20 protein-coding genes are annotated in these 24,530 nt (G+C 69.9%); 13 read left to right on the forward strand and 7 right to left on the reverse strand.

The window, feature by feature from the left end; all coding sequences use genetic code 11:
* Positions 1-209: 209 nt before the first annotated feature.
* A complete protein-coding gene (locus ACESK5_RS10430; RefSeq protein WP_372911504.1) occupies positions 210-1,016 on the forward strand; it encodes a ThiF family adenylyltransferase in 807 nt (268 codons plus the stop codon).
* 91 nt (positions 1,017-1,107) lie between these two features.
* Here the strand turns inward: ACESK5_RS10430 and ACESK5_RS10435 are convergent, their stop codons facing one another.
* Positions 1,108-1,533, reverse strand: coding sequence for a hypothetical protein (locus ACESK5_RS10435; RefSeq protein WP_372911505.1), 426 nt, complete (start codon positions 1,531-1,533; stop codon positions 1,108-1,110).
* 60 nt (positions 1,534-1,593) lie between these two features.
* Positions 1,594-3,270: a methyl-accepting chemotaxis protein gene (locus ACESK5_RS10440; RefSeq protein ID WP_372911506.1), complete on the reverse strand. Its 1,677-nt coding sequence runs from the start codon at positions 3,268-3,270 to the stop codon at positions 1,594-1,596.
* A 187-nt stretch (positions 3,271-3,457) separates the two neighbouring features.
* Here ACESK5_RS10440 and ACESK5_RS10445 point away from each other — a divergent pair, with 187 nt between their 5' ends.
* The 4 genes from ACESK5_RS10445 to rbcL all read left to right on the forward strand — a co-directional run bounded on the left by ACESK5_RS10445 (position 3,458) and on the right by rbcL (position 7,936).
* Positions 3,458-4,603, forward strand: coding sequence for a guanosine monophosphate reductase (locus ACESK5_RS10445; RefSeq protein WP_372911507.1), 1,146 nt, complete (start codon positions 3,458-3,460; stop codon positions 4,601-4,603).
* 97 nt (positions 4,604-4,700) lie between these two features.
* Positions 4,701-5,714, forward strand: a complete 1,014-nt coding sequence (locus ACESK5_RS10450; protein WP_372911508.1) for a hypothetical protein — start codon at positions 4,701-4,703, stop codon at positions 5,712-5,714.
* Between the two features lie 95 nt (positions 5,715-5,809).
* A complete protein-coding gene (locus ACESK5_RS10455) occupies positions 5,810-6,622 on the forward strand; it encodes an HAD-IIA family hydrolase (protein ID WP_372911509.1) in 813 nt (270 codons plus the stop codon).
* A gap of 69 nt (positions 6,623-6,691) precedes the next feature.
* Positions 6,692-7,936: a type III ribulose-bisphosphate carboxylase gene (rbcL, locus tag ACESK5_RS10460; protein ID WP_372911510.1), complete on the forward strand. Its 1,245-nt coding sequence runs from the start codon at positions 6,692-6,694 to the stop codon at positions 7,934-7,936.
* 4 nt (positions 7,937-7,940) lie between these two features.
* Here the strand turns inward: rbcL and ACESK5_RS10465 are convergent, their stop codons facing one another.
* Complete coding sequence (locus ACESK5_RS10465) at positions 7,941-8,594, reverse strand: DsbA family protein (protein WP_372911511.1); 654 nt, start codon at positions 8,592-8,594, stop codon at positions 7,941-7,943.
* Between the two features lie 158 nt (positions 8,595-8,752).
* On the opposite strand from ACESK5_RS10465, the gene ACESK5_RS10470 reads away from it, so the two are divergent.
* The 3 genes from ACESK5_RS10470 to ACESK5_RS10480 all read left to right on the forward strand — a co-directional run bounded on the left by ACESK5_RS10470 (position 8,753) and on the right by ACESK5_RS10480 (position 14,307).
* Entirely contained in the window at positions 8,753-10,174 is a 1,422-nt protein-coding gene (locus ACESK5_RS10470; protein WP_372911512.1) for a flippase, read from the forward strand.
* A 68-nt stretch (positions 10,175-10,242) separates the two neighbouring features.
* Positions 10,243-12,879, forward strand: coding sequence for a DNA mismatch repair protein MutS (mutS, locus tag ACESK5_RS10475; RefSeq protein WP_372911513.1), 2,637 nt, complete (start codon positions 10,243-10,245; stop codon positions 12,877-12,879).
* 312 nt (positions 12,880-13,191) lie between these two features.
* The gene (locus tag ACESK5_RS10480; RefSeq protein ID WP_372911514.1) at positions 13,192-14,307 is read left to right on the forward strand and encodes an MBL fold metallo-hydrolase; all 1,116 of its coding nucleotides are present in this window, start codon (positions 13,192-13,194) and stop codon (positions 14,305-14,307) included.
* Positions 14,308-14,362: 55 nt separating this feature from the next.
* Here ACESK5_RS10480 and ACESK5_RS10485 read toward each other — a convergent pair whose 3' ends face one another.
* The 4 genes from ACESK5_RS10485 to gvpO all read right to left on the reverse strand — a co-directional run bounded on the left by ACESK5_RS10485 (position 14,363) and on the right by gvpO (position 17,919).
* On the reverse strand, positions 14,363-15,085 hold the full coding sequence (locus tag ACESK5_RS10485; protein ID WP_372911515.1) for a universal stress protein: 723 nt from the start codon (positions 15,083-15,085) through the stop codon (positions 14,363-14,365).
* The gene (locus tag ACESK5_RS10490; protein ID WP_372911516.1) at positions 15,078-15,800 is read right to left on the reverse strand and encodes a universal stress protein UspA; all 723 of its coding nucleotides are present in this window, start codon (positions 15,798-15,800) and stop codon (positions 15,078-15,080) included. The genes ACESK5_RS10485 and ACESK5_RS10490 overlap by 8 nt, the downstream gene beginning before the upstream one ends.
* 78 nt (positions 15,801-15,878) lie before the next feature.
* Entirely contained in the window at positions 15,879-17,342 is a 1,464-nt protein-coding gene (locus ACESK5_RS10495; protein WP_372911517.1) for an APC family permease, read from the reverse strand.
* Positions 17,343-17,499: 157 nt separating this feature from the next.
* The gene (gvpO, locus tag ACESK5_RS10500) at positions 17,500-17,919 is read right to left on the reverse strand and encodes a gas vesicle protein GvpO (RefSeq protein ID WP_372911518.1); all 420 of its coding nucleotides are present in this window, start codon (positions 17,917-17,919) and stop codon (positions 17,500-17,502) included.
* A gap of 400 nt (positions 17,920-18,319) precedes the next feature.
* Between gvpO and ACESK5_RS10505 the strand changes: the two genes are divergently transcribed.
* The 5 genes from ACESK5_RS10505 to kdgK1 all read left to right on the forward strand — a co-directional run bounded on the left by ACESK5_RS10505 (position 18,320) and on the right by kdgK1 (position 24,523).
* A complete protein-coding gene (locus tag ACESK5_RS10505; protein ID WP_372911519.1) occupies positions 18,320-19,675 on the forward strand; it encodes a TIGR00341 family protein in 1,356 nt (451 codons plus the stop codon).
* Positions 19,676-19,798: 123 nt separating this feature from the next.
* Positions 19,799-20,320 carry an NUDIX domain-containing protein gene (locus ACESK5_RS10510; RefSeq protein ID WP_372911520.1) on the forward strand — a complete coding sequence of 174 codons (522 nt, stop codon included), beginning with the start codon at positions 19,799-19,801 and terminating at the stop codon, positions 20,318-20,320.
* Entirely contained in the window at positions 20,317-22,647 is a 2,331-nt protein-coding gene (gene mutL / locus ACESK5_RS10515) for a DNA mismatch repair endonuclease MutL (protein WP_372911521.1), read from the forward strand. The genes ACESK5_RS10510 and mutL overlap by 4 nt, the downstream gene beginning before the upstream one ends.
* A 109-nt stretch (positions 22,648-22,756) precedes the next feature.
* Positions 22,757-23,509: a ferredoxin Fer gene (gene fer / locus ACESK5_RS10520; protein WP_372911522.1), complete on the forward strand. Its 753-nt coding sequence runs from the start codon at positions 22,757-22,759 to the stop codon at positions 23,507-23,509.
* A 54-nt stretch (positions 23,510-23,563) separates the two neighbouring features.
* Positions 23,564-24,523 (forward strand): bifunctional 2-dehydro-3-deoxygluconokinase/2-dehydro-3-deoxygalactonokinase, encoded by a 960-nt coding sequence (gene kdgK1 / locus ACESK5_RS10525; protein WP_372911523.1) that lies wholly within the window; start codon positions 23,564-23,566, stop codon positions 24,521-24,523.
* Positions 24,524-24,530 lie beyond the last annotated feature (7 nt).

The raw sequence follows: 24,530 nt of genomic DNA on the forward strand, positions 1-24,530 counted from the left end.
GCCGCCGTCGTCGGCGGCCCGTTCGTCGGCGGCGTCCTCTTCGGCTACCTCTACTGGCGGTACGACCTCGCCGCGGCCGTCGTGGCCCACGCCGTCGCGAGCCTGCTGCGGGTCCTCGTCGCCACGGCGCTGTTCTGACGGGCGTACTGCAGAGGGCGTGGCGCGGACGGGAACCGAGACTTATACGCGTGCGTCGCCAATCCGGCAGCATGAGTCTCTCTCTGGACGCGACACAGCTCGACCGGTACTCGAGACACATCATCATGGACGAGGTCGGACCGGAGGGACAGAAGCGCCTGCTCGACGGCAGTGCCCTCGTCGTCGGTGCCGGTGGGCTCGGGTCGCCGGTCGTCCAGTACCTCGCCGCGGCCGGCGTCGGCCGCCTCGGCGTCGTCGACGACGACGTGGTCGAGCGGTCGAACCTCCAGCGGCAGGTCATCCACGCCGACGCGGACGTCGGCGTCCCGAAGGCCGAGAGCGCCCGGGCGTTCGTCGAACGGCTCAACCCGGACGTCGACGTGGAGACGTACGAGACCCGACTCGACCGGTCCGAAGTCGGAGTCGTCGACGAGTACGACCTCGTCGTCGACGCCTCGGACAACTTCCCGACGCGCTACCTCCTGAACGACTACTGTCAGCTCAGCGAGACGCCGCTGGCGCACGGGGCCATCTACAAGTTCGAGGGGCAGGTGACGACCATCCGCCCCGGTGGCCCGTGTTACCGGTGTCTCTTCCCGGAAGCGCCCGAACCGGGCACCGTCCCGGACTGTGCGACGACCGGGGTCCTCGGCGTGCTCCCCGGGACGGTCGGGTGCATCCAGGCCACCGAGGCGGTGAAACTCCTGCTCGAAGCGGGCGAGACGTTGGACGGGAGACTCCTCTTCTACGACGCGATGGACATGACGTTCGAAACCGTCCCCTACCAGCGGAACCCCGACTGCCCCGTCTGCGGCGACGACCCCATCGAGAGCATCGCGGACGTCGAGTACTCGGGTGGCTGTGCGGTGAGCGACTGAGGGCGACGGGGACCGGGCACGCGAAAGCGGGCTGACCGGGCGGACTGGGCTGACCAGGCGGACTGGGCTGACCGGGCGGGCACTGTCGACCTCACGACGCGGTGCACGCGGCCGAGACGTCGAGGTCGTACGTGTCGGTGTTCCGGACGTCGCGGGCGTCGTCGGTCACGACTTCGACCGTCGTCTCGCCGGGAGCGAGCGTTCCCGAGACGACGGCCCGGCCGGTCCGGGCGTCGATTCCCAGCGACGTCCCCTGGAGGAACACGACCCGAACCTCGTAGTCGACAGGTGTGCCGCCCGCGTTGCGGAGACGGAGCCGAACTTCGGGGACCTCCCCAGTCGCGATGCGGACCGCTTCCTCGGTGACCGTCACCCCGTCGACGCAGGGAGACTCGCCGGTGACGTCGACGGCGGACCGCCCGTCGGTGTCGGCACACCCCGTGAGGAGAGTCGTCACCCCGGCCCCGACGGCGCCGAGTAGTCGGCGGCGGTTCCACCGCGCCGCGTCGTCGTGCATACCGTCGGTGAGGACGCCCGACACATCAACTCGCGGGCAGGGCCGTCGCGTCCGCGGCGGTCAGCGGTCGACGTCGAACGCCGTGTCCGAGTCCGACCTCGGCCTCGATCTCGACGTCGACCGGGAGTTCGACGACCCGGCGCGCCGACGACCGCCGTCGGAGCGCGCCACCGCACCGTCGGCGGCGGCCGTATCCATCGACGAGACGGCTCGACCGCAGAGTTCGTCGACCTGCTGCTGGAGTTCGTCGATGGCGACCGACTGGTGGTCCGTCGCGTCGGTGATGTCGCCGCTCGCCGCCTCCGTCTCGTGGGCACGCTCCCGGATGGTCTGGATGGTGGTCGTCACCTCCTCGATGTTCGTCGCCTGACCGTCGGTCGCGCGGGCGACCTCCTGGACGCCGTTCGCCGCGGCGTCGGCCGCCTCGACGATGTCCTCGAGCGACTCGAGGACGTCCTCGATTTCGCCCGAGGCGACTTCGACCTGTTCGTGGGAGGCCTCGCTCGCATCGACCGTCCTGTCGGCCTGTGCCTGCAGCTTCTCGATACTCGTCGCGATCTCCTCGGTGTGTTCGTGGGTCTGGTTCGCCAGTTGCTTCACCTCGTCCGCGACGACGGAGAAGCCGTCGCCGGCCTTGCCGGCGCGTGCGGCCTCGATGTTGGCGTTCAGCGCGAGGAGGTTGGTGCGGTCGGCCACCTCGGCGATGACCTCGACCACCTCCTCGATGGCACCCATCCGGTTCTGGAGCTCCGAGACACTCGCGAGGAGTTCGTCGGAGATGCCGATGACGTTGTCGGTGGCCGCACGGACGCTCTGCCCGGCGTGCTGCCCCTCCTCGGCCGCCGTGCGGACCTGCTCTGCCGCCGAGGCGACCTCGTCCGAGGTGGCGGCGATCTCCTCCATCGACGCCGAGAGATCCTGCATCTCGTCGGCACCCCGTTCGAGGAGTTCGTTCTGGCCGTGGACCTGTGACTCGATGTCACCCGCGGCGTCCGCCGCGCGTTCGATGGCGTCGCTCAGCGTCCGTGCCGTCTGGTCGACCTCCGCGGTGAGCGTCTCGAACCGCTCGGCCATCCCGTTGAACTCGTCGAGGACGACGAGCAGGTCGTCGGAGAGGACGCCCTTCTCGTCGACGAACGACGCGCGGTCGGCGAGGTTCCCGTCGCCGACAGAGCGGATGGTGCGGCCGAGTTCGTCGACGAGTGCCTGTGTCTGCTGGCTCTCTTCGACCTCGGTGGTCCGGTCGTGGACGACTTCGACCACGCCGGCGAGTTCGTCCCCGTCGTACAGCGGCATCGCGTTGAAGCTGATGTGACGGTCGACGCCGTGCCGGTCGGTCATGACGCTGGAGTCGGTGTAGAGACGCGAGTCCGTCTCCATCCGGTCGAGTTCGAACACGCGGTCGGCGTCATCGGGGTGTTCGAGGACCTTGTCGGCGAGCGTCTGTGCCCGGCGTCCGTCCGGGTAGAACGCCTCGCTCACGTGGCTGATGCCGACCGCGTCGCCGGCGGGGACGCCGGTGAGTTCTTCGATCGCCGAGTTCCAGACGACGACACGCCCCTCCGCGTCGAGCGCGAACAGCGGCGCACCGACGCCGTCGAGCAGCTGTGCGAGTTCGAACTCGCGGGCTCTCGCGGCGACTGACCCCTCCTCGTCCATCGGTGTCCCCCCGTCCGCCTCGACGTCGGGATGACGCCCCCCGAGGGACGAGATCCACCCTCGCAGTGCATCGAACATACGCCCCCAACCGTGAAGAGACTCATAAGTCCTCGCCGCCGATTTTCAAAGTTGAAACCCCTGCTGTGGCTAGTTTTCGATACAGTATCGTCGAGTCGGACGATTCGAGCGTCGGTGTCGTGTCTGATACCGTCCGTCGTTCCAACAGATATATATCTGCGAGCACCCTGGACTTTCGAGGTCACAGATGGATATCAGAGAGGGACTCTCGTACGGCGACGTACTGGTCGTGCCGAAGCGGTCGCCGGTCGACAGTCGGAGCGACGTCGACCTGACGACACGGCTCACGCCCGACGTCGAACTCGAAGCACCGGTGCTCTCGGCGCCGATGGACACGGTCACCGAGACGGAGACGGCGGTTGCCCTCGACGCCGTCGGCGGACTCGGCGTCGTCCACCGCTTTCTGACCGTCGACGAGCAGGCCGACGCGGTGCGTCGCGCGAGCGAGGCGGGCGCACAGGTCGGCGCGGCCGTCGGCATCGACGAGGACTACCTCGCGCGCACGGCGGCGGTGGTCGACGCCGGTGCCGACGTGGTCGTCGTCGACGTCGCTCACGGTCACATGGAGCGGTGTCTCGACGCCGTCGCGGAACTCGACGACGCCTTCGCCGTCGACCTCGTCGCCGGTAACGTCGTCACCCCGGCGGGGGTCGAAGACCTCGCCGCCGCGGGGGCGGACGCCGTGAAGGTCGGTGTCGGACCCGGGTCGCACTGTACCACGCGGGAGGTGACGGGCGCCGGGATGCCGCAGTTGACGGCCGTCGACGACTGCGCCGGGGCTGCCGGGGACCTCGACGTCAGCATCGTCGCCGACGGCGGCATCCGCACCTCGGGCGACGCGGTGAAGGCGCTCGTGGCGGGAGCGGACGCCGTCATGCTGGGGAGTTTCTTCGCCGGCACCGACGAGGCGCCCGGTGAGGTCGTCACGGTCGACGGCCAGCAGTACAAGCGCACGCGCGGCATGTCGACCACGGCCGCGAACGAGGCTCGCAGCGACAAGGAGGGGAATGGTCCGGGGGCCGACGAAGGTGTCGAGGGGCTGACCCCGTACACCGGGGCGCTCGAACCGAAGACGACCGAGTTCCTCTGGGGCGTCCGCTCGGGCGTGTCGTACTGTGGCGGCCACACGCTCGCGGCGGCGCGTGCGAACGCCGAGTTCGTCCGCGTCTCGCCGAGCGCCGCCGAACGGGAGGGCGCACACGGCGTCCGTCTCGACACGGTTCCGGAGGCGGCGAGCCGGGGCCGCGAACACGACGGGGTCCACGGGCCGGAGGAGAACCCCCCGGGCGACGGGAGCGAGTGGACCAACGGCGAGTTGACGCCCGACCAGTAGGCGAGAACCGACGCGTCGACGGCCACGGCCTCGTCGGCGCGCTCTCCGTGCAGCGACCGACACCGCTTTCCGCGTCACGACGCGACCCTGTAGGCGCATGGCGACCCGCTGGGACGACGCCCGGTTCGCGTTCGCCGTCGAGTGGCACGTCCTCAAGTACGAGCCGACGGAGTGGTTCCTCCTCAGCGGGAGTCGCCTCGTCGTCACCGGCTTCGGCCTGCTCGTGGTGTCCGCGACGGTCTGGGTCGCCGTCGCGACGGGCCTGGCTCCCCTCCAGGAGGAGACGCCCATCCTCTACCTCCTGTTCGCGCTCATCAGCGGGAACTTCACGCTCATCACCATCGTCATCTCCATCAGTCAGTTCGTCCTCGGCCGACACCTCGAATCGCCGGGCGAGATACGCCAGAAAATCGACGAGACGGTCCAGTACCGGCGCGAGGTCGGTGCGACGACCCGACAGGACGTCGTCCCCATCGACCCGTCGACGTTCGTGCTCCAGCTGTTCCGCACCATCGACCGCCGAGGCGACCTCCTCGCGGGCGAACTGTCCGTCGGCGAAACCGCGTCGCCGGAACTGCGGCGACTCGTCGCCGAGGTGGAGGACCTCGTCGCGGGGCTCGACGACCACGTCGAGTACGTCATCGCGCTCCTCAACCGGCCGAACACCGGCATCAACTACGCGCTGTTCGCCACGCTGAACGCGGAGTACGAACGGTACGTCCACGGGGCGTGGCGACTCAGAGCGGAGTACGCCGACGCGCTCTCCGACGACGCGCTCGAGGCGCTCGACGACCTCGTCGAGAGTCTCGAACAGGTCGACGTCGCCAGGCGGGTGTTCAAGACCGTCTTCATCCAGTCCGAACTCGCCGCGCTGTCGCGGACGCTGCTCGTCATCGGCCTGCCGACACAGGTCGGGACGGTGCTCCTGATGCTCCTGTTCACCGCCCCCAGCGGGGCGGCCGTCTCGCCCGCGACGCTGCGCCTCGTCATCCCGACGGTCGTGACGGTCGGCTTCGCGCCCATCCTCCTCCTGGCCGCGTACATCCTCCGCCTCGCGACGGTGGCGCGGCGGACGGCCTCGATGTACCCGTTCACGAACCAGCGCGACTGACGACCGTCGCCCGGTGACCGCTGGGTCGGCGACGTCCGTGCGGAGACGGTGCCGCGGCCCCCACACGTAATGTGCCCGCCGCCATACCTCGTCCCATGCAGTCGAGATTCGCAGGTGCGCTCGTCGACATGGACGGGACGCTGTACCGCGGTGACACGCCCATCGAGGGCGCGGCGGCGGCCATCGAGACGCTCCGCGACGCCGGCGTCGCCGTCCAGTTCCTCACCAACAACCCGACGAAGTCACCCGAGAACTACGTCCGGAAACTCGCCGGGATGGACATCGACGCCGAGCCAACCGACGTCGTCACTGCGGGCGTCGTCACCGCCGACTACCTCCACCGTGAGCACGACGGGGAGACCCTGTTCGTCGTCGGCGAGCCCGACCTGAAGGAGGTGCTCTCCGCGTCGGGCCTCGCGCTCACCGACGACCCCGCGGCGACGGACGTCGTCGTCCTCTCGCTCGACACTGGCCTCGACTACGACCTCTTCACCCGCGTGCTCCGCGCCGTCGACGCCGACACGCCCATCGTCGCGACGAACCCCGACCGCACCAAGCCCGGCACGGACGGCATCCTCCCCAGTGCGGGACTCGTCGTCGGGGCCGTCGAGGGGATGACCGGTCGGGGGCCCGACGTCGTCGCCGGGAAACCCTCCGAAGTCGCCGCCCGGTTCGCGCTCGACAGACTCGGGGTCGCGAGCGACGAGTGCCTCCTCGTCGGTGACCGCCTCGACACGGACATCGAGATGGGCGAACGGGTCGGAACGACCACCGTCCTCGTCCGGACCGGGGTGACCGACGACGAGACGCTCGCCGACTCGGCAATCGAACCCGACTACGTCGTCGACTCCATCGCCGACATCGCGCGGGTGGTCGAAGCGGAAGATGAAGAGAAACCGGCAGACTGAACGGCCGATTCCCGCGAAAACTGTCACTTTACCGGCAGGTATTTACTGCGTCGTGCTGCAAGAGGACACATGACGGGCATCACGTACGAGGACTTCCTCGACCTCTCTTACGAGCCGTCCGACACCGACCTCGTCTGTGAGTTTCACGTCGAACCGGCGGCCGACATGGACGTGGAGGCCGCCGCCTCGCGGGTGGCCTCGGAGAGTTCGAACGGGACGTGGGCGGAACTCCACGTCGACGAGTTCGTCGACCTGAGCGCCACCGCGTGTGCCATCGACGGCTCCCGGGTGACCGTCGCCTACCCCGAGGAACTGTTCGACCCGGGGAACATGCCGCAGGTGCTCTCGTGCATCGCGGGGAACATCATGGGGATGAAGGCCGTCGACCGAATCCGGCTCCTCGACTGCACGTGGCCGGCGGGGCTCACGACGTCCTTCGCGGGGCCGCAGTTCGGGTCCGCGGTCCGACAGGATATCTTCGACGCGGGCGAGCGCCCGATTCTCGCGACGGTGCCGAAGCCGAAGGTCGGTCTGCCCACGCACGAACACGTCCGCGTCGGTCGGGAGGCGTGGCTCGGTGGCGTCGACCTCCTGAAGGACGACGAGAACCTCACGGACCAGTCGTTCAACCCCTTCGACGACCGCCTGACGGAGTCGCTGTCGGCGCGGGACGAGGCCGAAGCGGAGACGGGCGAGCCGAAGTCCTACCTCGTCAACGTCACGGGCCCGACCCACGACATGCTCGAGCGCGTCGACCGCGCGGCCGAGGAGGGGTGTGAGTACGTGATGGTGGACGTGGTGACGACCGGGTGGGGGGCGGTCCAGACCGTCCGCGACGCCTGCGAGAAACACGGCATCGCCATCCACGCCCACCGTGCGATGCACGCCGCCTTCGACCGCATCGAGGACCACGGCGTGTCGATGCGCGTCATCGCTCAGATCTCCCGGCTGTGCGGCGTCGACCAGATTCACACCGGGACGGCCGACCTGGGGAAACTCGCCAACGAGGACACCGTCGGCATCAACGAGTGGCTCTACTCGGACCTGCACGGCCTGCGCGACGTCCTCCCGGTGGCCTCCGGGGGTCTCCACCCGGGTCTCGTCCCCGAACTCGTCTCGCGGGTGGGGACGAACGTGTGCATTCAGGCCGGTGGCGGCATCCACGGTCACCCCGGCGGGACTCACGACGGCGCGAAGGCGCTCCGACAGGCGACGGACGCGGCCGTCGCCGGCGTCCCCTTAGAGGAGTACGCGTCGGACCACCCCGAACTCGCCGTCGCGGTGGAGAAGTGGGGGACCGAGACGCCCCGGTGAGCGTCTAGACGCTCTCAACCAGCCGTTCGAGGTGCTCCGGCGGCACGGCACCGCGGGCGGCGTAGCCCTCGTACGCGAACGTCGGGACGCCGGTGACGCCGTGGCGCTGGGCCGCGGTGAACCGCTCGCGGACCGCTTCTCCGAGTTCCTCGTCGTCGAGCGCCGACCGGACCTCGTCGCCGTCGACGCCCGCCTCGGCGGCGAGTTCGACGAGCACCTCGGTGTCGCCGATGTCTCTCCCCTCGGTCCAGAGCGCCTCGAACACCGCGCCGTCGAAATCGAGCCACGTCTCGTAGGGGTAGTGTTCCTTCACGTAGTACGACGCAATCTGTGCCGGGAGAGAGTCGACGTCGGTGGCGACCTCCAGCGTCATCTCGACGTCGTACTCCTCCTGTAGGCGGCGGACGTTCTCCTTGGCCTGCTCGAAGTACTCCTCGTCCTTCCCGTCGTCGACGGAGTGGTCGATGGTGCCGTCGGGCCGCCGCTGCTGTCCGCGGAGGTCGAACGGGTGCCAGTCGATCTTCAACTCGTCCTCGCGGGTCTGTTGGTACTGGCGGAGCGACTCCCGGCCCAGGTAACAGAACGGACAGACGTAGTCGGAGTAGACGGTGATGGTCGGCGTCTCGGCGTCCGCGTCGGCGTCCGCGTCGGTGCTCATACTCGCCGATGGGGGACGCACGCGCAAGAGCGTTGTCCGTGCGGACGGGGCCCACACAGCGACGCCCGGACGAGAACCGGGGGACGACGAGGCGCTCGTCGGGAACCCGCGAGACGGTGTGTTTATTCCACCCGGCAAGCATCGGGCACACGTCCCCGATGAGCGTCACCCGTTCGAGTTCGAAGCTGTTCGCCGTGAACGTGGCGAACGCGGGTATCGGCTTCCTCGCCGTCACCGTGTTCGCCCGCGAACTCGGACCGGCGGGCATCGGCGCGTTCTTCCTCTTCCAGGCGCTCTTTCGCGTGCTCGAGTCCGGCATCGACCTCGGGCTGAACACCGCTATCGAGAAACGGCTCAGCGAGGGGTCGTCCCGGGAGACGATGCTCGGGAGCGGAATCGTCCTGAAGTTCGTCGGCTTCCTCGGCGTGACGGTGCTCGTCCTCGCGTTCCGCGGCCCCGTGAACAGCTACGTGGGCGAACCGGTCGCCGGCCTGCTGATACTCACCGTCGGCGCGTCTCAGCTGGCGACCATCGCGACGACGACCCTGCGCGGGGAACTCCGCGTCGGCGAGACGGCCGTCCTGTTCCTCGCGAACCAGGTCGTCTACGCCCTGTTGGGCGTGGTCTTCGTCCTCGGGTTCGACACGGGACCGGTCGGTCTCGTCTACGGCGTCATCGCCGGGAGCCTCGTCTCGTTCCTGTGGGGGGTCACCAAGCTCGACACCCGCCCGGCCCGGCCGTCGGTGGTGTCGGTCCGCTCCCTGCTCTCGTACACGAAGTACAACGTCATCCCGGCGCTCGGCGTGCAGGTACACAACTGGACGGACGTGCTCATCATCGGTCTCATCCTCACGCAGGCGGACGTCGGGTCGTACGAGGTGGCCTGGCGCGTCGCGGCCATCACCCTCCTCTTCCCGAACGCGCTCGGCGTCTCGCTGCTCCCACAGGCCAGCGCGCTCAGCGCACGCGGCGACCGAGAGCGCGTCGGTCGGCTCATCAGCAACGCCCTGTTCCCCGCCGTCGCGCTCGTCATTCCGGCCGTGTTCGGGACGCTCGTCTTCGCGGAGTCGATTCTCGGCATCCTGTTCGGTCCGGAGTACGCCGCGGCGGCGCTCGTCCTGATCGTGCTCGTCGCGGGCAAGGTGCCCGAGGCGGTCCAGGTCGTCGTCGGGCGCGTCCTCCTCGGCATCGACCGCCCGGACCTCGTCGCTCGCGCGACGGTCGTCGCGGCGGTGCTCAACGTCGGACTCAACGTAGTGCTCATCCCGCGCTACGGCCTCGTCGGGGCCGCGGTGGCGACGACGCTCGCCTTCACCGTCGGGATGGTCCAGCGGTCGTGGTACCTCCGGACCGAAGTCGCGTACCGGCTCCCAGTCGCGAACGTCCTGCGCGTGACTGCCGTCTCCGCCGTCATGGGCGGCGTCCTCGTCGGCGTCCAGTCGGTCGTCGCCGTCACAGACGTGCTCGGGCTCGTCGGCGTCGTCCTCGTCGGGGTGACGACGTTCGCCACGGGCGTCCTCGTCGTGCCGAGCCTCCGGGCGCTGGCGTTCGACTACGCCCGGACGTACCGACGGGGCTGAGCGCGTCCGCCTCCGCGTCGGCGGCGACCCACAGCGTTTTAGCGACCGAGCGCCGGACGTGTCTGTATATGCCGCAAGGGATCGTCGGAGAGTTTCTCTCGCTGAAAGAGGAGACGGACGCGGACCTGCTGGCGATGCAGTGCGGCGACTTCTACGAGTTCTTCGCCGACGACGCCGAGACCGTCGGGCGGGAACTGGACCTCAAGGTATCTCAGAAGTCCTCTCACGGCTCGTCGTACCCGATGGCGGGCGTCCCGCTCGACGACCTCACGCCCTACCTGAAGGCGCTCGTCGAGCGCGGCTACCGGGTCGCCGTCGCCGACCAGTACGAGACGGCCGACGGCCACGCCCGCGAGGTGACGCGCGTCGTCACGCCCGGGACGCTGCTGGAGACCTCCCGCGAGGACGCCCAGTACCTCGCGAGCGTCGTCCGCGAGGGCGACGACTACGGGCTGGCGTTCGCGGACGTCACCACCGGCCAGTTCCTCGTCACGGCAGTCGAGGGCGCGGACGCAGCCGGGTCGGAGGTGTACCGCTTCGACCCGGTCGAACTCCTCCCCGGCCCCGAGGTCAGAAACGACGACGGGTTCCTCCGCCGGGTCCGCGACCAGGGGGTGACGCTCACCACGTTCGAGACGGAGGCGTTCGCACCCGGACGGGCGCGGCACGCCCTCCGCGAGCAGTTCGGTGACGTCACAGACAGCGTCGGTCTCGACGAGGCGGTGGCCGTCAGGGCCGCGGGAGCCGTCCTCGCGTACGTCACGGAGACGAACGCGGGCGTGACGGCGTCGATGACGCGCCTGCAGACGTACGAACCGGCGGACCACCTGACGCTCGACGCGACGACCCAGCGGAACCTCGAACTCACGGAGACGATGCACGGCGACCGCTCGGGGTCGCTCGTCGACGCCATCGACCACACGGTGACGAGCGCCGGCGGTCGCCTCCTGCGCGAGTGGGTGACCCGCCCCCGACGAGACAGGGAAGAAATCGAGCGACGTCTCGACTGTGTCGAGGCGCTCGCCACGCACGCGCTCGCCCGCGAGCGCCTGCGCGATACGCTCGACGGCGCCTACGACCTCGAACGGCTGGCCTCCCGGGCGGCGGGCGGGCGGGCCGACGCGTCGGACCTGCTCGCGATTCGCGACACGCTCGGCCTGCTCCCCGCGCTGGCGGAGTCCATCGAGGAATCGGCGCTGGCCGACTCGCCGCTCGCCGCCGTCGTCGAACGGTCCGACCGCGAGGCCGCCCGGACCCTCCACGGGGAGTTGCAGTCGGCGCTCGCCGACGACCCGCCGAAGACGGTGACGCAGGGGGAACTCTTCCAGCGCGGGTACGACGACGAACTGGACGAACTCATCGAGCGCCACACCGAGATACGGGAGTGGCTCGACTCGCTCGCCACACGGGAGAAGCGCGAACACGGCCTCAGTCACGTCACCGTCGACCGGAACCGGACGGACGGCTACTACGTCCAGGTCGGGAAGTCGGTGGCCGACCAAGTGCCCGAGCACTACCGGGAGATCAAGACGCTGAAGAACTCGAAACGGTTCGTCACCGACGAACTCGAGGAGAAGGAACGGGAGATCCTCCGCGTCGAGGAGGCCCGCGCCGACCTGGAGTACGAGCTGTTCTGTGACCTCCGCGAGCGGGTCGGCGACCGGGCCGAGTTGCTGCAGGGCGTCGGGCGCGTGCTGGCGGAGGTAGACGCGCTCGCGTCGCTGGCGACGCACGCCGCTGGGCGGGACTGGACCCGACCCACGCTCACCGAACCGGGACCCCTCAGCATCGAGGCCGGGCGGCACCCGGTCGTCGAGCAGACGACGGAGTTCGTGCCGAACGACCTGTTCATGGACGAGAACCGAGGCTTCCTCATCGTCACGGGCCCGAACATGTCGGGGAAGTCGACGTACATGCGGCAGGCGGCGCTCGTCACCCTCCTCGCGCAGGTTGGGAGCTTCGTCCCGGCCCGGAGCGCCGAAGTCGGTGTCGTCGACGGCATCTTCACCCGTGTCGGCGCGCTCGACGAACTCGCCCAGGGTCGGTCGACGTTCATGGTGGAGATGCAGGAGCTCTCGAACATCCTGCATTCTGCTACCGACGAGTCGCTCGTCGTCCTCGACGAGGTGGGACGGGGGACGGCGACGTACGACGGCATCTCCATCGCCTGGGCGGCCACGGAGTACCTGCACAACGAGATTCGAGCGAAGACGCTGTTCGCCACCCACTACCACGAACTCACGTCGCTCGCGGAGCACTTGCCGAGAGTGGCGAACGTCCACGTCGCCGCCGAGGAACGCGACGGCGACGTGACGTTCTTGCGGACGGTCGAGGAGGGCGCGACCGACCGCTCGTACGGCATCCACGTCGCGAACCTGGCGGGCGTGCCCGGGCCGGTCGTCGACAGAGCGTCGGAGGTGCTGGACCACCTGCGAGAGGAGAAAGCCATCGAGGCGAAAGGAGGAGGCTCGGAGCCGGTGCAGGCGGTGTTCGACCTCGGGAGCGGCCAGTTCGCGGCGGGCGACGGGTCGGAGGCGACGGCGGAGACGGCCGCGACGGGGGAAGCCGCCAGCGACGGTGGCGGCCTCGACCCCGAACTCGAGGCCGTCCTCGACGAACTCCGTGCGACGGACGTCAACGACACCTCGCCGCTGGAGCTGATGGGCCGGGTGCAGGAGTGGCAGCGGCGGCTCGACGAGGAGTGACGCCGGGAGCCAGGTCGAACCAGGAACAGATGACGGCTGCTGGCGACGAGTCGAGAACGGCTCGACCGTCGTTCTCACTCCCTCGTGAGGCCGAGGTTCGGTCACGCCGCCGGGGGCGTAGTAGAGCCGCCCTTCCGCACGTTTCCGTCGATGATGACGTCCTTCGCCATCCCGCTGACCTCGACCCTTCGCCCGGTCGGGGGGACGCCGTCGTTCGCTCTCGTCGACGCCTGAGGCCCGGCGCAGACGACCACCCGGCACGTGGCGACTGCAGGCCGAAGTGCTTTTCTCGTGTCTCCGGTGGTATTGTACGTGTCAAGCAATAGTCTCGTCGACGTGCCGGCCAAGGTCAGCCCGGAGACCGTCGCGGAGCGACAGCACGAGATGTTCGTCCTCGACGTTCGAAACGAGGACGACTACGAGGAGTGGTCGATCGCGCAGAGTCACAACGTCCCCATCTACGACGAACTCCTCGACGAGGAGTTCTCGGAACTGGCCGACGCGACCGACGACCTGCCGTCGGACGAGGAAGTCGCCGTCGTCTGTGTCGCCGGCATCACGTCGGCCCGAGCGGCGCAGTTCCTCCGAGACCGGGGGTACGAGGCGCGGACGGTGACGGACGGGATGGAGGGCTGGGGGACGGTCCACCGGCGGTTCGACGTCGACGGTGCGGCCGGCGTCACACAGGTGGTTCGCCCGGGAACGGGCTGTGTCTCGTATCTGGTGCACGACCGTGGGGAGGCAGTCGCCGTCGACCCGAGCCTCTACACCGACGAGTACGTCGACCTGGCCGACGACCTGGACGTCGAACTCGTCGGGGCCATCGACACTCACGCCCACGCGGACCACGTGAGCGGCGCGCCGCTCCTCGCGGACCGACTGGACGTCCCCTACTACCTCCACGAGGCCGACAGCGGCGACCTGAGCGAGTACACGCCGCTGTCCGACGGCGAGACGGTGGCCGTCGGGGGCCGCGACCTCGAGGTGCTCCACACGCCCGGCCACACCCCGGGGAGCGTCTCGCTCCACAGCGACGGCGCGTTGCTGTCGGGCGACACGCTCTTCGTCCGCAGCGTCGGCCGGCCGGACCTCGAGGGTGACGACGAGGCGGCCGCTCGCGACGCCGCCCGTGACCTCCACGAGAGCGTCCAGCGACTCCGGGAGCTGCCCGACGACACCCTCGTCCTGCCCGGCCACGCGAGCGACGAGGAGGTCCGACCGCTCGCGACCACCCTCTACGGCCTCGAGCGCAACAACGACGCCGTCGCCGTCGACGACGAGCGCGAGTTCGTCGACGCCATCGTCGGGAGCCTCGGCTCCACCCCCTCGAACTACGAGGACATCAAGGCGATAAACTGGGGCGAAGAGCCCCTCACCGAGGAGGCCGAGGAGCTAGAACTCGGGCCGAACAACTGCGCGGCGAACTGACCGACGCACGGGCGACCGGGCGGCACCGCGTCGTGCCGTGTCGTACCGTGTCGGGTCACTCGACGTTCCGGACGACCAGCACCGGCCGCCCGGACCGGTCGATAATCTCCGAGGGCACGTCGCCGAGCACCCGTTCGACGAGAGACGGCTCCGTCTCGCCGATGACGACGACGTCGTGGTTCGCCGCGGCGTCGACGATCTCGTCGACCGGCGACTCGGTCGTCACGTGGAGCCGCTCGATGCGGTCGGGGTCGATGCCGTCCTCGGCGAGGGCGTCGGCCGCGCTGTCGAGGAGGAGTTCACCGACACTCGGGTCGGTGTCACCCTCGGCCGTGGCGTGAAAGAGCGTGACCGAGACCTCGTCGTCCTCTAGGAGTCCCCCGACGACCCCGAGGATGCGGTCCATGTTCACGTCGCCTCTGATGGGGACGAGGACGCGCTCTGCGACGGTCACGTCGTTCGGAACGACGACGACGTCGCTGGCGGTGTCTTCGGCCAGTCGGTCGACGGTCGTCGCTCTGTCGTGGGTGAACACCACGACGGTGTCGACCGCCGGCCCGTCGTCGGGGAGGTCCGCGGCGACGGCTTCGATACGGTCGACCGCCTCCGACTCGTGTTCAGCCTGGAGCTGTCCCGGTGCGGTCTGGTCGGGGACGGGATACCAGCCGACCAAGACGACGTTCGCGGGACCGAGCAACTGCAGCAGCTCCGGGTCCGGTCGTTCCTGCGTCGAGACGTCGACGGGCACCAGGACGGTCAGGCTGGTCTCGTCAGTCATGCTGGCGCTCCGTTCGGACGGTCAGGACGGGCCTGTCGGTCTGGTCGTGGACGCGACTCGGCAGTTCGCCCACCACGCGCTCTCGAATCCCCGGGTCGGACTCGCCCATCACCACGAGGTCGTGGTCCCGGGCGAGGTCCGTGAGGTCGCTCTCCTGTGTCTCCTCGGTCGGTTCCCGCCAGGAGATACGCTCGCGAGCGACTCCCCGCTCGGTCAGCCAGTCGGTCGCCCCCCGGAGGTACAGTTCGGACGCCGCGCTCCCGCGCTCGACGCTCTCGGCGTGGAACAGCGTCACCTGTGGGTCGCCGGCCGCGGCGACGAGTTCGACGACGTCGAGGACGCGGAACATGTTCCGTTCGTCCTTCAGCGACACCAGGACGCGGTCGAGCGACTCGACCGCTCCCGGGACGAGGACGGCGTCGCAGTCGTAGTCGTTCGCGACGCGGTCCGTCGTCTGTACCCGGTCGCGGGTGAACACGAGCACCGACTCGACGGCGGCGCTGCGCTCCGCGAACGTCCGGACCGTCGGCTCCATCGCCGCCGTCGCCTCCTCGCGGTACTCGTCGCGCAACTGCTCGGGAGCGGTCTGGTCGGGGACGGGATACAGTCCGAGGACGACCACGCGCAACGGGTGGAGGACCTCGACGAGTTCGAGCGGCAAGTCGTCGGGATTCGATGCGTCGACCGGAACGAGAAGCGTCGGTTGTTCCATCATGACTCTCTCACCGTGGTACCGGGACCGCCGTGCGAGGCGTCGCGTCGACCGGGTCGTCGGGGTCCACCGGGAGGCCAGTCAGTCATCGGTTCCCACCCCATCGGGGCCGGGCCCCGTCTCGAAGCCCGATTCGACGCCGAAGTCGACTTCCACTTCCGCCTCGACCGCTGGCGACGAACGGTACCGGTGCAGCGCGCTGTCGTTCTCGACCCGGGGCCGGGCGTAGCCGAGGTACCACAGCACGCCCAGCGCAGCTACGCCGCCGGCGAGGAGTATCTGCTGGGGTTCCATGAACCCGATGAGCGCGAACGACAGCGTCGCGCCCAGCGCGGGGACGACGGGGTAGAGCGGGACCTCGAAACTCGGGTCGTACTCCGCCACGTGCGTCTGTTTGAAGACGATGAGCGAGACGTTCAACAGCCCGTACACCAGCAGGTGGAGGACGCTCCCCGCCTTCGCGAGCGCGTTGACGTTCCCCACGAGGATGAACACCAGGACGAGCCCCCCGGTGAGCAGTATCGAGCGGTAGGGCGTGTTGAACCGGTCGTGGACCTTCGAGATGCGGGCGTCGACCAGTCCGTCGCGGCCCATCGCGTAGTTGATTCGGGACGAGGAGAGCATCGAGGCGTTCGCCGACGAGGCCGTCGCCAGTAACCCCCCGAAAGTCAACAGTCCGACGCCGACGGCACCGAGACCGACTGCGCCGAAGATGGCCCGGGCGCCGATGGTAATCGCCGTCTCCTTGCCCGTGATACGGTCCAGCGGGACGACGCCCGTCAGGACGACGATGGCGAACGCGTAGATGAGCGTCGCGAGCAGGACCCCGCCCACCATGGCCCGGGGGAGGTTCTTGCCCGGTCGTTTGACCTCTCCGGCCACCGTCGCGACCTGAGCGAACCCGAGATACGAGACGAACACCAGCGCTGTCGCGGGGATGACCGCGCCGACGCCCTCCGAGAAGAACGGTCGGAGCGTCGCGAGGTCCACCTGGGTCGCGCCGAGCGCGATGAAGACGGCCAGGACGCTCAGCAGGACGACGACGATTACGTTCTGGAGGTCACCCGTGCCGTCGGTGCTGAGGTAGTTGATGGCGACGAACGCGCTCGCAGCGGCGACGCCGCCGATCTGGGCGCCACTCAGTGGGACCGCCGCGACGACGCCGAGGTTCAGTTCGAGCGCCGCCGCCAGTGGCGCGACGTAGTTGCCGAAGCCGACTGCGTAGAACGCCGTCGCGAACGCGAGTCCGAGCCAGTTGCCCAGCCCGGCGATGGCGCCGAAGAGCGGTCCGAGTCCGGTGTTGATGAAGTGGTACGGGCCGCCGGAGGCCGGCATGGCCGTCGCGAGTTCGCTCGCCGAGAGGGCGGTGAACATCGCGATGATGCCGCTGGCGACGAACGCGACTGACGACGCGGGGCCGGCGAGTGCTGTCGCAGCACCCGGCAGGACGAAGATTCCGGCGCCGACCATCGTTCCGACGCCGATCATCAACGCCTCCTTCAGCCCGAGCGTCCGTTCGAGTTGCGTGCTCGTCTCACTGGACATCGTCGAACTGGTCCCGTATCGAGACGCGAGCACGGTTCAGGCGGCGATTCGGACGCGTCCGACTGTTCCCGGCGGCCGTGGTGCGGATGCAGGCTGATCGAGAGCCCGTTCGAGGGTCCATGTGGATCACAGATGTGTTCTCTCCGTCTCGTCCGCGTCAGCGTCGGTCTCGTCGCCCCGAGTCGCGCCGTCGCACACGACCCAGTCGGCGGTACTCGGTGACGACCGGCGCGTCGTCGAGCAGGAGTTCGTACCGGCTTCGGACGTCCGGGGCGTCGGAGACGGGCGTCCGTTCGATCACCTCGACCGTCGCCGTCCAGCCGTCCCCCCGGCGCGTAATCGCGACGACGTCGTCGAGCGGGTGTCCGACGAGGCTGGTCGCGCTGTCGACGACCGCCGCGCGGACGTCGCCGAACGACGTCGGGCGGTCGGACTGGCGCTCCGTGTCGCACGCGTCCACCGTCGGGTCGCTCGGTCCGTGCCGGCGACAGAAGCCGTCGTTCCGCGCCCGGCGCTCGCACCGGTCGCCGTCGTCGACGCGCGCCCGACAGCGGGATTCGTTCGAGGCTGCTGCCATCGGTGGAGGTGTCACGACGGTGCTCGGCCGGACGTCGAGGGGTGCGTCGGCCTCGCGGGTTCCTCGTCGAGCGTGCGGTCCGACAGCGTGGTGAGGCTCTGTGTGTCAGTTCGTTGCATAGCACCACCGACGCGTGAGTCGTCCATGCTGCTGTTGCTTGCGAGTGCTTGTGGCCGGCGTGGGGTCGTGCGAGGTCCGCCTGGACCCCGGGGAGGGCCACGTCGGTGTCGCTGTCCGCAGCGCCGCGTTCACCGTCGTCGACTGCAGATGCAAGCGGCGGTGTTATCCGGTCGGCGGGGCGTTCTCTGTCCGAGAGACGACCACGAGCAGTCGGTTCGTCGCGCCCGGGGCGCGCGTCGCCACCGCCAGTGTGTTGTGCGTGGTGTCTGTCGGTCGATATATGCGTCAGATCAAGGTGATGGTCCCCGACGAGAGCCTCGACGAGGTCCGCGCGGTCCTCGACGACGAGTCCATCGACTACGTCGTCACCCGGAGTGCGACGACCGAGGAGCGCGTACTCGTAGAGTTCCCCGTACCGACACAGGCCGTCGAGTACATCCTGGAGGAACTCCGCGGCACCGGCGTCGACGACAGTCGGTACACGGTCATCACGGCCACCGAGACGGCGAAGACTGCGAACTTCCACGAACTCGAAGACCGGTTCGTCGCCGGCCCGGAGGAGGACGACTCCGTCGCGCCCGAGGAGATCAGGGGGAAGGCGCTGGGGATGCACCGTGACAACCTCACCTACTACGGGCTGACGCTCCTGAGCACCATCGTCGCCACGTCCGGCCTGCTCCTCGACTCGCCGGCCGTCGTCGTCGGTGCGATGGTCATCGCCCCACAGGTCGGGTCGGCGCTCATCTCCGGCGTCGGCATCGTGCTGGACGACCGCCGGATGCTGGCGGTGGGGTTTCGCTCGCAGGTCCTCGGCTTCGCGCTGGCCATCGGCGGCGCGGCGGCGTTCGGCTTCCTGTTGAAACGCGGGGGGTTCGTCTCCTCGCTACTGGCCGTCTCGAACGTGAGTCAGGTCGCGAGCCGTGTCTCTCCCGGCCTGTTGACGCTGGCCGTCGCAATCTGTGCCGGCGCGGCCGGGGCACTCGCACTCGCGACGGCCCTGCCGGTGTCGCTGGTCGGCGTGATGATCGCCGCCGCGCTCGTCCCGGCCGCGGCCGCCGTCGGCATCGGTCTCGCGTGGGGGGCCCCGCACATCGCCCTCGGCGCCGGCCTGTTACTCCTGGTGAACGCCGTCGCGGTCAACCTCTCCGCGTTCGTGGTGCTCTGGTACCTCGGCTACCGGCCACCGGACTGGGCGGCGGCCGACGGACTGTCGGTGCTCGTCCAGGAGTGGGAGACCGTCGCGACAGTCGTCGTGCTGGTCGGACTGCTGGTCGCGGCGTCGACGCTCCTGGCCGCGCCCATCACGTTCGAACGGGCCGCCACGGGCGCTGTCGAGGACGTCCTCGAAGGACCCGAGTACGCGGAGGTCGAACTGGTCAGGGTCCGCGCCGACGTCGGCGTGGGGCTGGGGCTGAGTCCGGCCGAGGGACAGTCGGTGACGGTCACCGTCAACCGCCCGGCCGACACCGCCTACCCGAGACTGTCCGACCGCATCGCGGCCGCGATCGCCGCCGAGACCGACCGCGAAGTCGCGGTGGTGGTCGAGTTCAACGACCGGAGTCGGACCGCGCCGCCGGGCGGCGACGCGGCGGCGGCGGACCGTCGACCGCGTCCCGTCGTCCGTCGAGCCGTCTGAAGGGGGCGACGAGGGACGGGATTAATACGTGGCTCGCCCCTCCGTTCGGGCGATGAACGTGACTCGGTCTCTGTCCCGTCCCCGGTCGACCACGCGGCGCCGTCGGGGGCAGGGGGGTCGGTGATGGGCAAGAACATGTGGGCGAAGGTCGTCCAGCGCGGCATCCTCACGCGGGAAGCGGCCGACGAGGAGGGCCACGCGGCGCTCGTCCTCCGGAACCCCGACGGGACGTGGGAACTCCCCGGCGGGAAGGTCGAGTACGACGAGACGGAACGAGAGAGCCTCGAACGGGAGGTTCGCGAGGAGACGGGGCTGGTCGTCACCGCGGCCGAACCGGTCGAGACGGCGGTGCGGAAGCTGAAGCCGAAGAAGAGGCGAGGGAAGTTCGCCGTGGTCTACCGGTGTGCGTTCGAGGGAAGCGAGGTGGAACTCAGCGACGAACACGTCGCGTTCGCGTGGCGGGGCCTCGACGCCATCACGGAGACGAACCTCAAGCAGGTGGACGAGTACCGGAGCCTCCGGCGAGTGCTCGCGTCGATCGACGACGGCTCCCGGTCGGCACGACCCGTCGACCCGAGGCCTGGCCCCGGTCCCGCGGCCCGGGTCGACCGCGAGGAGGCGCGGAACGGGGAGGGAGAGCCGTGAGCGACGCGGACGAGGCCGACGCCGAGGACGACGACCACGACATCCGCGCGCTCGACACGCAGACCGTCCAGCGCATCGCCGCGGGCGAGGTCGTCGAGCGGCCCGCCTCGGTCGTGAAGGAACTCGTCGAGAACAGTCTCGACGCCGACGCCTCGCGCGTCTCGGTCGCCGTCGCGGGCGACGGGACGCGCGAGATTCGCGTCAGAGACGACGGTGTCGGGATGACCGAGTCGGCGCTCCGGCGGGCGGTCGAGGAACACACCACCTCCAAGATCAGGGACATCGACGACCTCGAGGCCGGGGTCGGCACGCTCGGCTTCCGCGGCGAGGCACTCCACACCATCGGCGCCGTCTCCCGGATGACCATCCGTTCGAAGCCACGCGGCGAGAGCAGCGGGACGGAACTCGTCTACGAGGGCGGCGAGGTCGAGTCGGTGCGCCCCGCTGGCTGTCCCGAAGGAACCGTCGTCGAGGTGCGCGACCTCTTCTACAACACGCCCGCGCGCCGCAAGTTCCTGAAGACCGAGGCGACCGAGTTCGACCACGTCAACACCGTCGTCACGCAGTACGCGCTCGCCAATCCCGACGTCGCGGTATCGCTCGAACACGACGACCGCGAGGTGTTCGCGACGGAGGGTCGGGGGAGTCGCGAGGCGGCGGTGCTCTCGGTGTACGGGCGGGAAGTCGCCGAGTCGATGACGCGTGTCGCGGGCGGGTCCGAGCGGGTCGACGTCGCCGGCCTCGTCTCGGACCCCGAGACGACGCGGAGCACGCGCGAGTACCTCTCGACGTTCGTCAACGGGCGGTACGTGACGAGTGCGGTCCTCAGGGAGGCGGTGCTGGACGCCTACGGCGGGCAGCTGGCGCCGGACCGCTACCCGTTCGCGGTTCTGTTCGTCGACGTCCCGCCCGAGACGGTCGACGTGAACGTCCACCCCCGGAAGATGGAGGTCAGGTTCGACGACGAGACGGGCGTTCGACGCGCCGTCCACGACAGCGTCGAGTCCGCGCTCGTCGAGTCGGGGCTCGTCCGCTCGTCCGCACCGCGCGGCCGTTCGAAGGTCGCCGAGACCGAGGTGCGGCCGGAGTCACCCGACACCGAGGCGGTCGGCGAACCGGACCGCCGCGGCGGTCGGACGGACGGCCGGCGTGCGGGTGAGGCGTCACGGGAGTCGCCGTCGGCGGGCGCCGGGACGGACGAGGCGACGACGGCGGCGTCCGACGCGACCCCCTCCGGAGCGGAACCCGAAGCGGGAGCCACTGCAGGGGCGGCCGGCGGAGGCGACGAAGACGACGAAGACGACGAAGGTGGCGGACGGGGGGCCGACCCCCCGGACGCCGGCGGCGACACCGGCGACCGGTCGGGAGCGTGGCACCGCCGAGAACCGGTGGACGACCCGCACGCGGCGAGCGAGACGGCGCAGGACGACGCAGCGGCGGCGGACGACCCGGCGCAGGCGGCGCTGTCCACGTCGGTGGCGGACGAACTGACGTCCACCACGGAACACTCCACCGGCAGCGGCGGCAAGGCAAGGAGAGAGGACACCGACGCAGGGACGGTCGACGCCGACGGGGAGCGCACAGAGGCGCGAGCGACGTCGGCGCCGACGTCGACCACGGCGTCGGCTTCCGGAGGGCCGGTCGTGGGCCCCGCGACCCAGCGGACGCTCGCGGGTGACGCCATCGACCTCGACCGGACGTTCGACCGCCTGCCGCGTCTGCGGGTCCTCGGTCAGTTACACGAGACGTACATCGTCGCCGCGAGCGAGGAGGGACTCGTCCTCGTCGATCAGCACGCGGCGGACGAGCGTGTGAACTACGAGCGGTTGAAGCGGGAACTGGCGGGCGAGACGCCGACGCAGGCGCTGGCCTCGCCCGTGGAACTCGAACTCACCGCGCGGGAGGCGACGCTGTTCGACCGGTATCAGGAGGCGCTGGCACGGGTCGGCTTCCACGCCGGGCGGGTCGACGAGCGGACGGTCGAGGTGCGGACCGTGCCGGCGGTGTTCGACGCGACGCTGGCCCCCGACCGACTCCGCGACGCCCTCACGGGGTTCGTGACCGACGAGGCCGACGGCGGGCGGGAGACGGTCGACGCGGCCGCCGAGGAACTCGTCGCCGACCTGGCGTGTTACCCGTCCGTCACGGGGAACACCTCGCTCACCGAGGGGAGCGTCGTCGACCTGCTGGAGGCGCTGGACGCGTGCGACAACCCCTACGCGTGCCCACACGGTCGGCCCACGGTCATCAGGGTCGACCGCGACGAGATCGAAAACCGGTTCGAGCGGGACTATCCGGGGCACGCGGGACGGCGGCGCGAGGAGTAGCGGGGGCGCCGAGCGGAGACGGGGGGAGACGCGACGTCGACGCGCGACACGGCCGGCGAAGCGCGTCGGGCATCTGAACAGTTAAGCCTCCGAGTTCGCTAGAGCGCGTGTGGAGAGTCCCTTCGACGTTCTGCAGGTCGACCCGGACGCGAGCGACGAGGCCATCGACAGAGCGTACCGACGGCGAGTGCTGGAGACCCACCCGGACCAGGGGGGGTCGGCGGCGGAGTTCCAGCGCGTCAGAAGGGCGTACGAGCGGCTCAAATCCGGCGAGAAGCGGGCGAAGCTCGAGGAGGGGTGGGAGTCGTCGCGGCCCGAACCCCGAGGGGCGGCCGAGAACGGCCAGGCACGGCAGCGCGCCGACGCGGCCGAGAACGACGAGGAGGCAGGCGAGGACGACGAGGCCGACCCCGACGAGACGGCCGACGCGGGGGTCGACGGCAAGCGGGTCGAGTTCCTCAACTACGACGTCCTCTCGGACCACGGCTGGACGCTCGACGACGACGACCTCTTCGAGAAGGCGTCGGCGGCGGACCTCGCACCCGAGGACTACGGGCGCGTCCTCGTCAGGCCCCGGGAGTCGCTCCTGGAGGCCGCCGAGGAGCGCGGCTTCACGTGGCCGTACTCGTGTCGCGGCGGGGCGTGTGCGAACTGTGCCGTCGCGGTCGTCGAGGGGGAGATGGAGATGCCGGCAGGACAGATACTCACGCCGGAGTTCGTCGACCAGGGCATCCGCCTGTCGTGTATCAGCGCGCCGACCACCGACGAGGCGAAGGTGGTCTTCAACGTCAAACACCTGCCCGGCCTCGACGAACTCCGACTCCCGCCGCGGCAGTTCGACGGGGCGCAGGCCAACGACTGACCCCCCACCCGAGAACCGCCCGGACTTTTGTACGAAAGCGCCGAAGCCGGGAGCATGACAGACCTCGTGACCTTCGGCGAGACGATGCTCCGACTCTCGCCCCCGCGCGGTGACCGGCTCGAACGGACCCGCTCGTTCGACGTGCAGGCGGGCGGGGCGGAGAGCAACGTCGCCGTCGCAGCCGCCCTGCTCGGGCTCGACGCCGTGTGGCTCTCGAAGCTCCCCGACTCCCCGCTCGGCCGGCGGGTCGTCCGCGAACTCCGCGGACACGGCGTCCGGACGGGCGTCGCGTGGGACCGGACGGACGAGCGGCGCCTCGGGACGTACTACCTCGAACACGGCGGCGCGCCGCGCGGCACCGAGGTCATCTACGACCGGACCGACGCCTCCGTGACGACCACCACCCCCGACGAACTGGCGACGGGCGTCGTCGCCGACGCCGACACGTTCTACACGAGCGGCATCACCCCGGCGCTGTCGGACACGCTCAAGGAGACGACGGGGACGCTGTTCGAGGTGGCCGCACAGGGCGGGACGACGACGGCGTTCGACCTGAACTACCGGTCGAAGCTGTGGACGCCCGCGGCGGCGAAGGAGACGTACGAGGCGCTCCTCCCGCACGTCGACGTGCTGTTCGCCGCCGAGCGTGACGTGCGCGAGGTACTCGGCCGCGACGGCGACGCAGTCCAACTCGCCCACGGACTGGCGACCGACTACGACCCCGACACCGTGGTCCTCACCCGGGGCGAGAAGGGCGCGGTGGGCATCCGCGCGGGCGAGGTGTTCGAACAGCCGGTGTTCGAGTCCGACACCTTCGACGCCATCGGGACGGGCGACGCGTTCGTCGGCGGCTTCCTCACCGCCCGCGCGGACGGCGGCGACGTCGAACGGTGTCTCACCTACGGGGCGGCGACGGCCTCGCTCAAACGGACCATCGACGGCGACATCGCGGTCGTTACGCCCGCAGAGGTCGAAGCCGTCATCGCCGCCGACGGCGACGACATCTCGCGGTAGCGGACCG

It is taken from the genome of Salinigranum sp. (genome assembly GCF_041641895.1).
Classification (GTDB): domain Archaea; phylum Halobacteriota; class Halobacteria; order Halobacteriales; family Haloferacaceae; genus Salinigranum.

Bases quoted from the DNA above. Each gene is read 5' to 3' on its own strand.
- ACESK5_RS10435 (WP_372911505.1), bottom strand. From the start codon at position 1,533: ATGCACGACGACGCGGCGCGGTGGAACCGCCGCCGACTACTCGGCGCC.
- ACESK5_RS10430 (WP_372911504.1), top strand. From the start codon at position 210: ATGAGTCTCTCTCTGGACGCGACACAGCTCGACCGGTACTCGAGACAC.
- ACESK5_RS10485 (WP_372911515.1), bottom strand. From the start codon at position 15,085: ATGACTGACGAGACCAGCCTGACCGTCCTGGTGCCCGTCGACGTCTCG.
- ACESK5_RS10445 (WP_372911507.1), top strand. From the start codon at position 3,458: ATGGATATCAGAGAGGGACTCTCGTACGGCGACGTACTGGTCGTGCCG.
- mutS (WP_372911513.1), top strand. From the start codon at position 10,243: ATGCCGCAAGGGATCGTCGGAGAGTTTCTCTCGCTGAAAGAGGAGACG.
- kdgK1 (WP_372911523.1), top strand. From the start codon at position 23,564: ATGACAGACCTCGTGACCTTCGGCGAGACGATGCTCCGACTCTCGCCC.
- rbcL (WP_372911510.1), top strand. From the start codon at position 6,692: ATGACGGGCATCACGTACGAGGACTTCCTCGACCTCTCTTACGAGCCG.
- ACESK5_RS10505 (WP_372911519.1), top strand. From the start codon at position 18,320: ATGCGTCAGATCAAGGTGATGGTCCCCGACGAGAGCCTCGACGAGGTC.
- ACESK5_RS10455 (WP_372911509.1), top strand. From the start codon at position 5,810: ATGCAGTCGAGATTCGCAGGTGCGCTCGTCGACATGGACGGGACGCTG.
- ACESK5_RS10510 (WP_372911520.1), top strand. From the start codon at position 19,799: ATGGGCAAGAACATGTGGGCGAAGGTCGTCCAGCGCGGCATCCTCACG.
- ACESK5_RS10450 (WP_372911508.1), top strand. From the start codon at position 4,701: ATGGCGACCCGCTGGGACGACGCCCGGTTCGCGTTCGCCGTCGAGTGG.
- gvpO (WP_372911518.1), bottom strand. From the start codon at position 17,919: ATGGCAGCAGCCTCGAACGAATCCCGCTGTCGGGCGCGCGTCGACGAC.
- ACESK5_RS10470 (WP_372911512.1), top strand. From the start codon at position 8,753: ATGAGCGTCACCCGTTCGAGTTCGAAGCTGTTCGCCGTGAACGTGGCG.
- ACESK5_RS10440 (WP_372911506.1), bottom strand. From the start codon at position 3,270: ATGTTCGATGCACTGCGAGGGTGGATCTCGTCCCTCGGGGGGCGTCAT.
- ACESK5_RS10495 (WP_372911517.1), bottom strand. From the start codon at position 17,342: ATGTCCAGTGAGACGAGCACGCAACTCGAACGGACGCTCGGGCTGAAG.
- ACESK5_RS10465 (WP_372911511.1), bottom strand. From the start codon at position 8,594: ATGAGCACCGACGCGGACGCCGACGCGGACGCCGAGACGCCGACCATC.
- ACESK5_RS10490 (WP_372911516.1), bottom strand. From the start codon at position 15,800: ATGATGGAACAACCGACGCTTCTCGTTCCGGTCGACGCATCGAATCCC.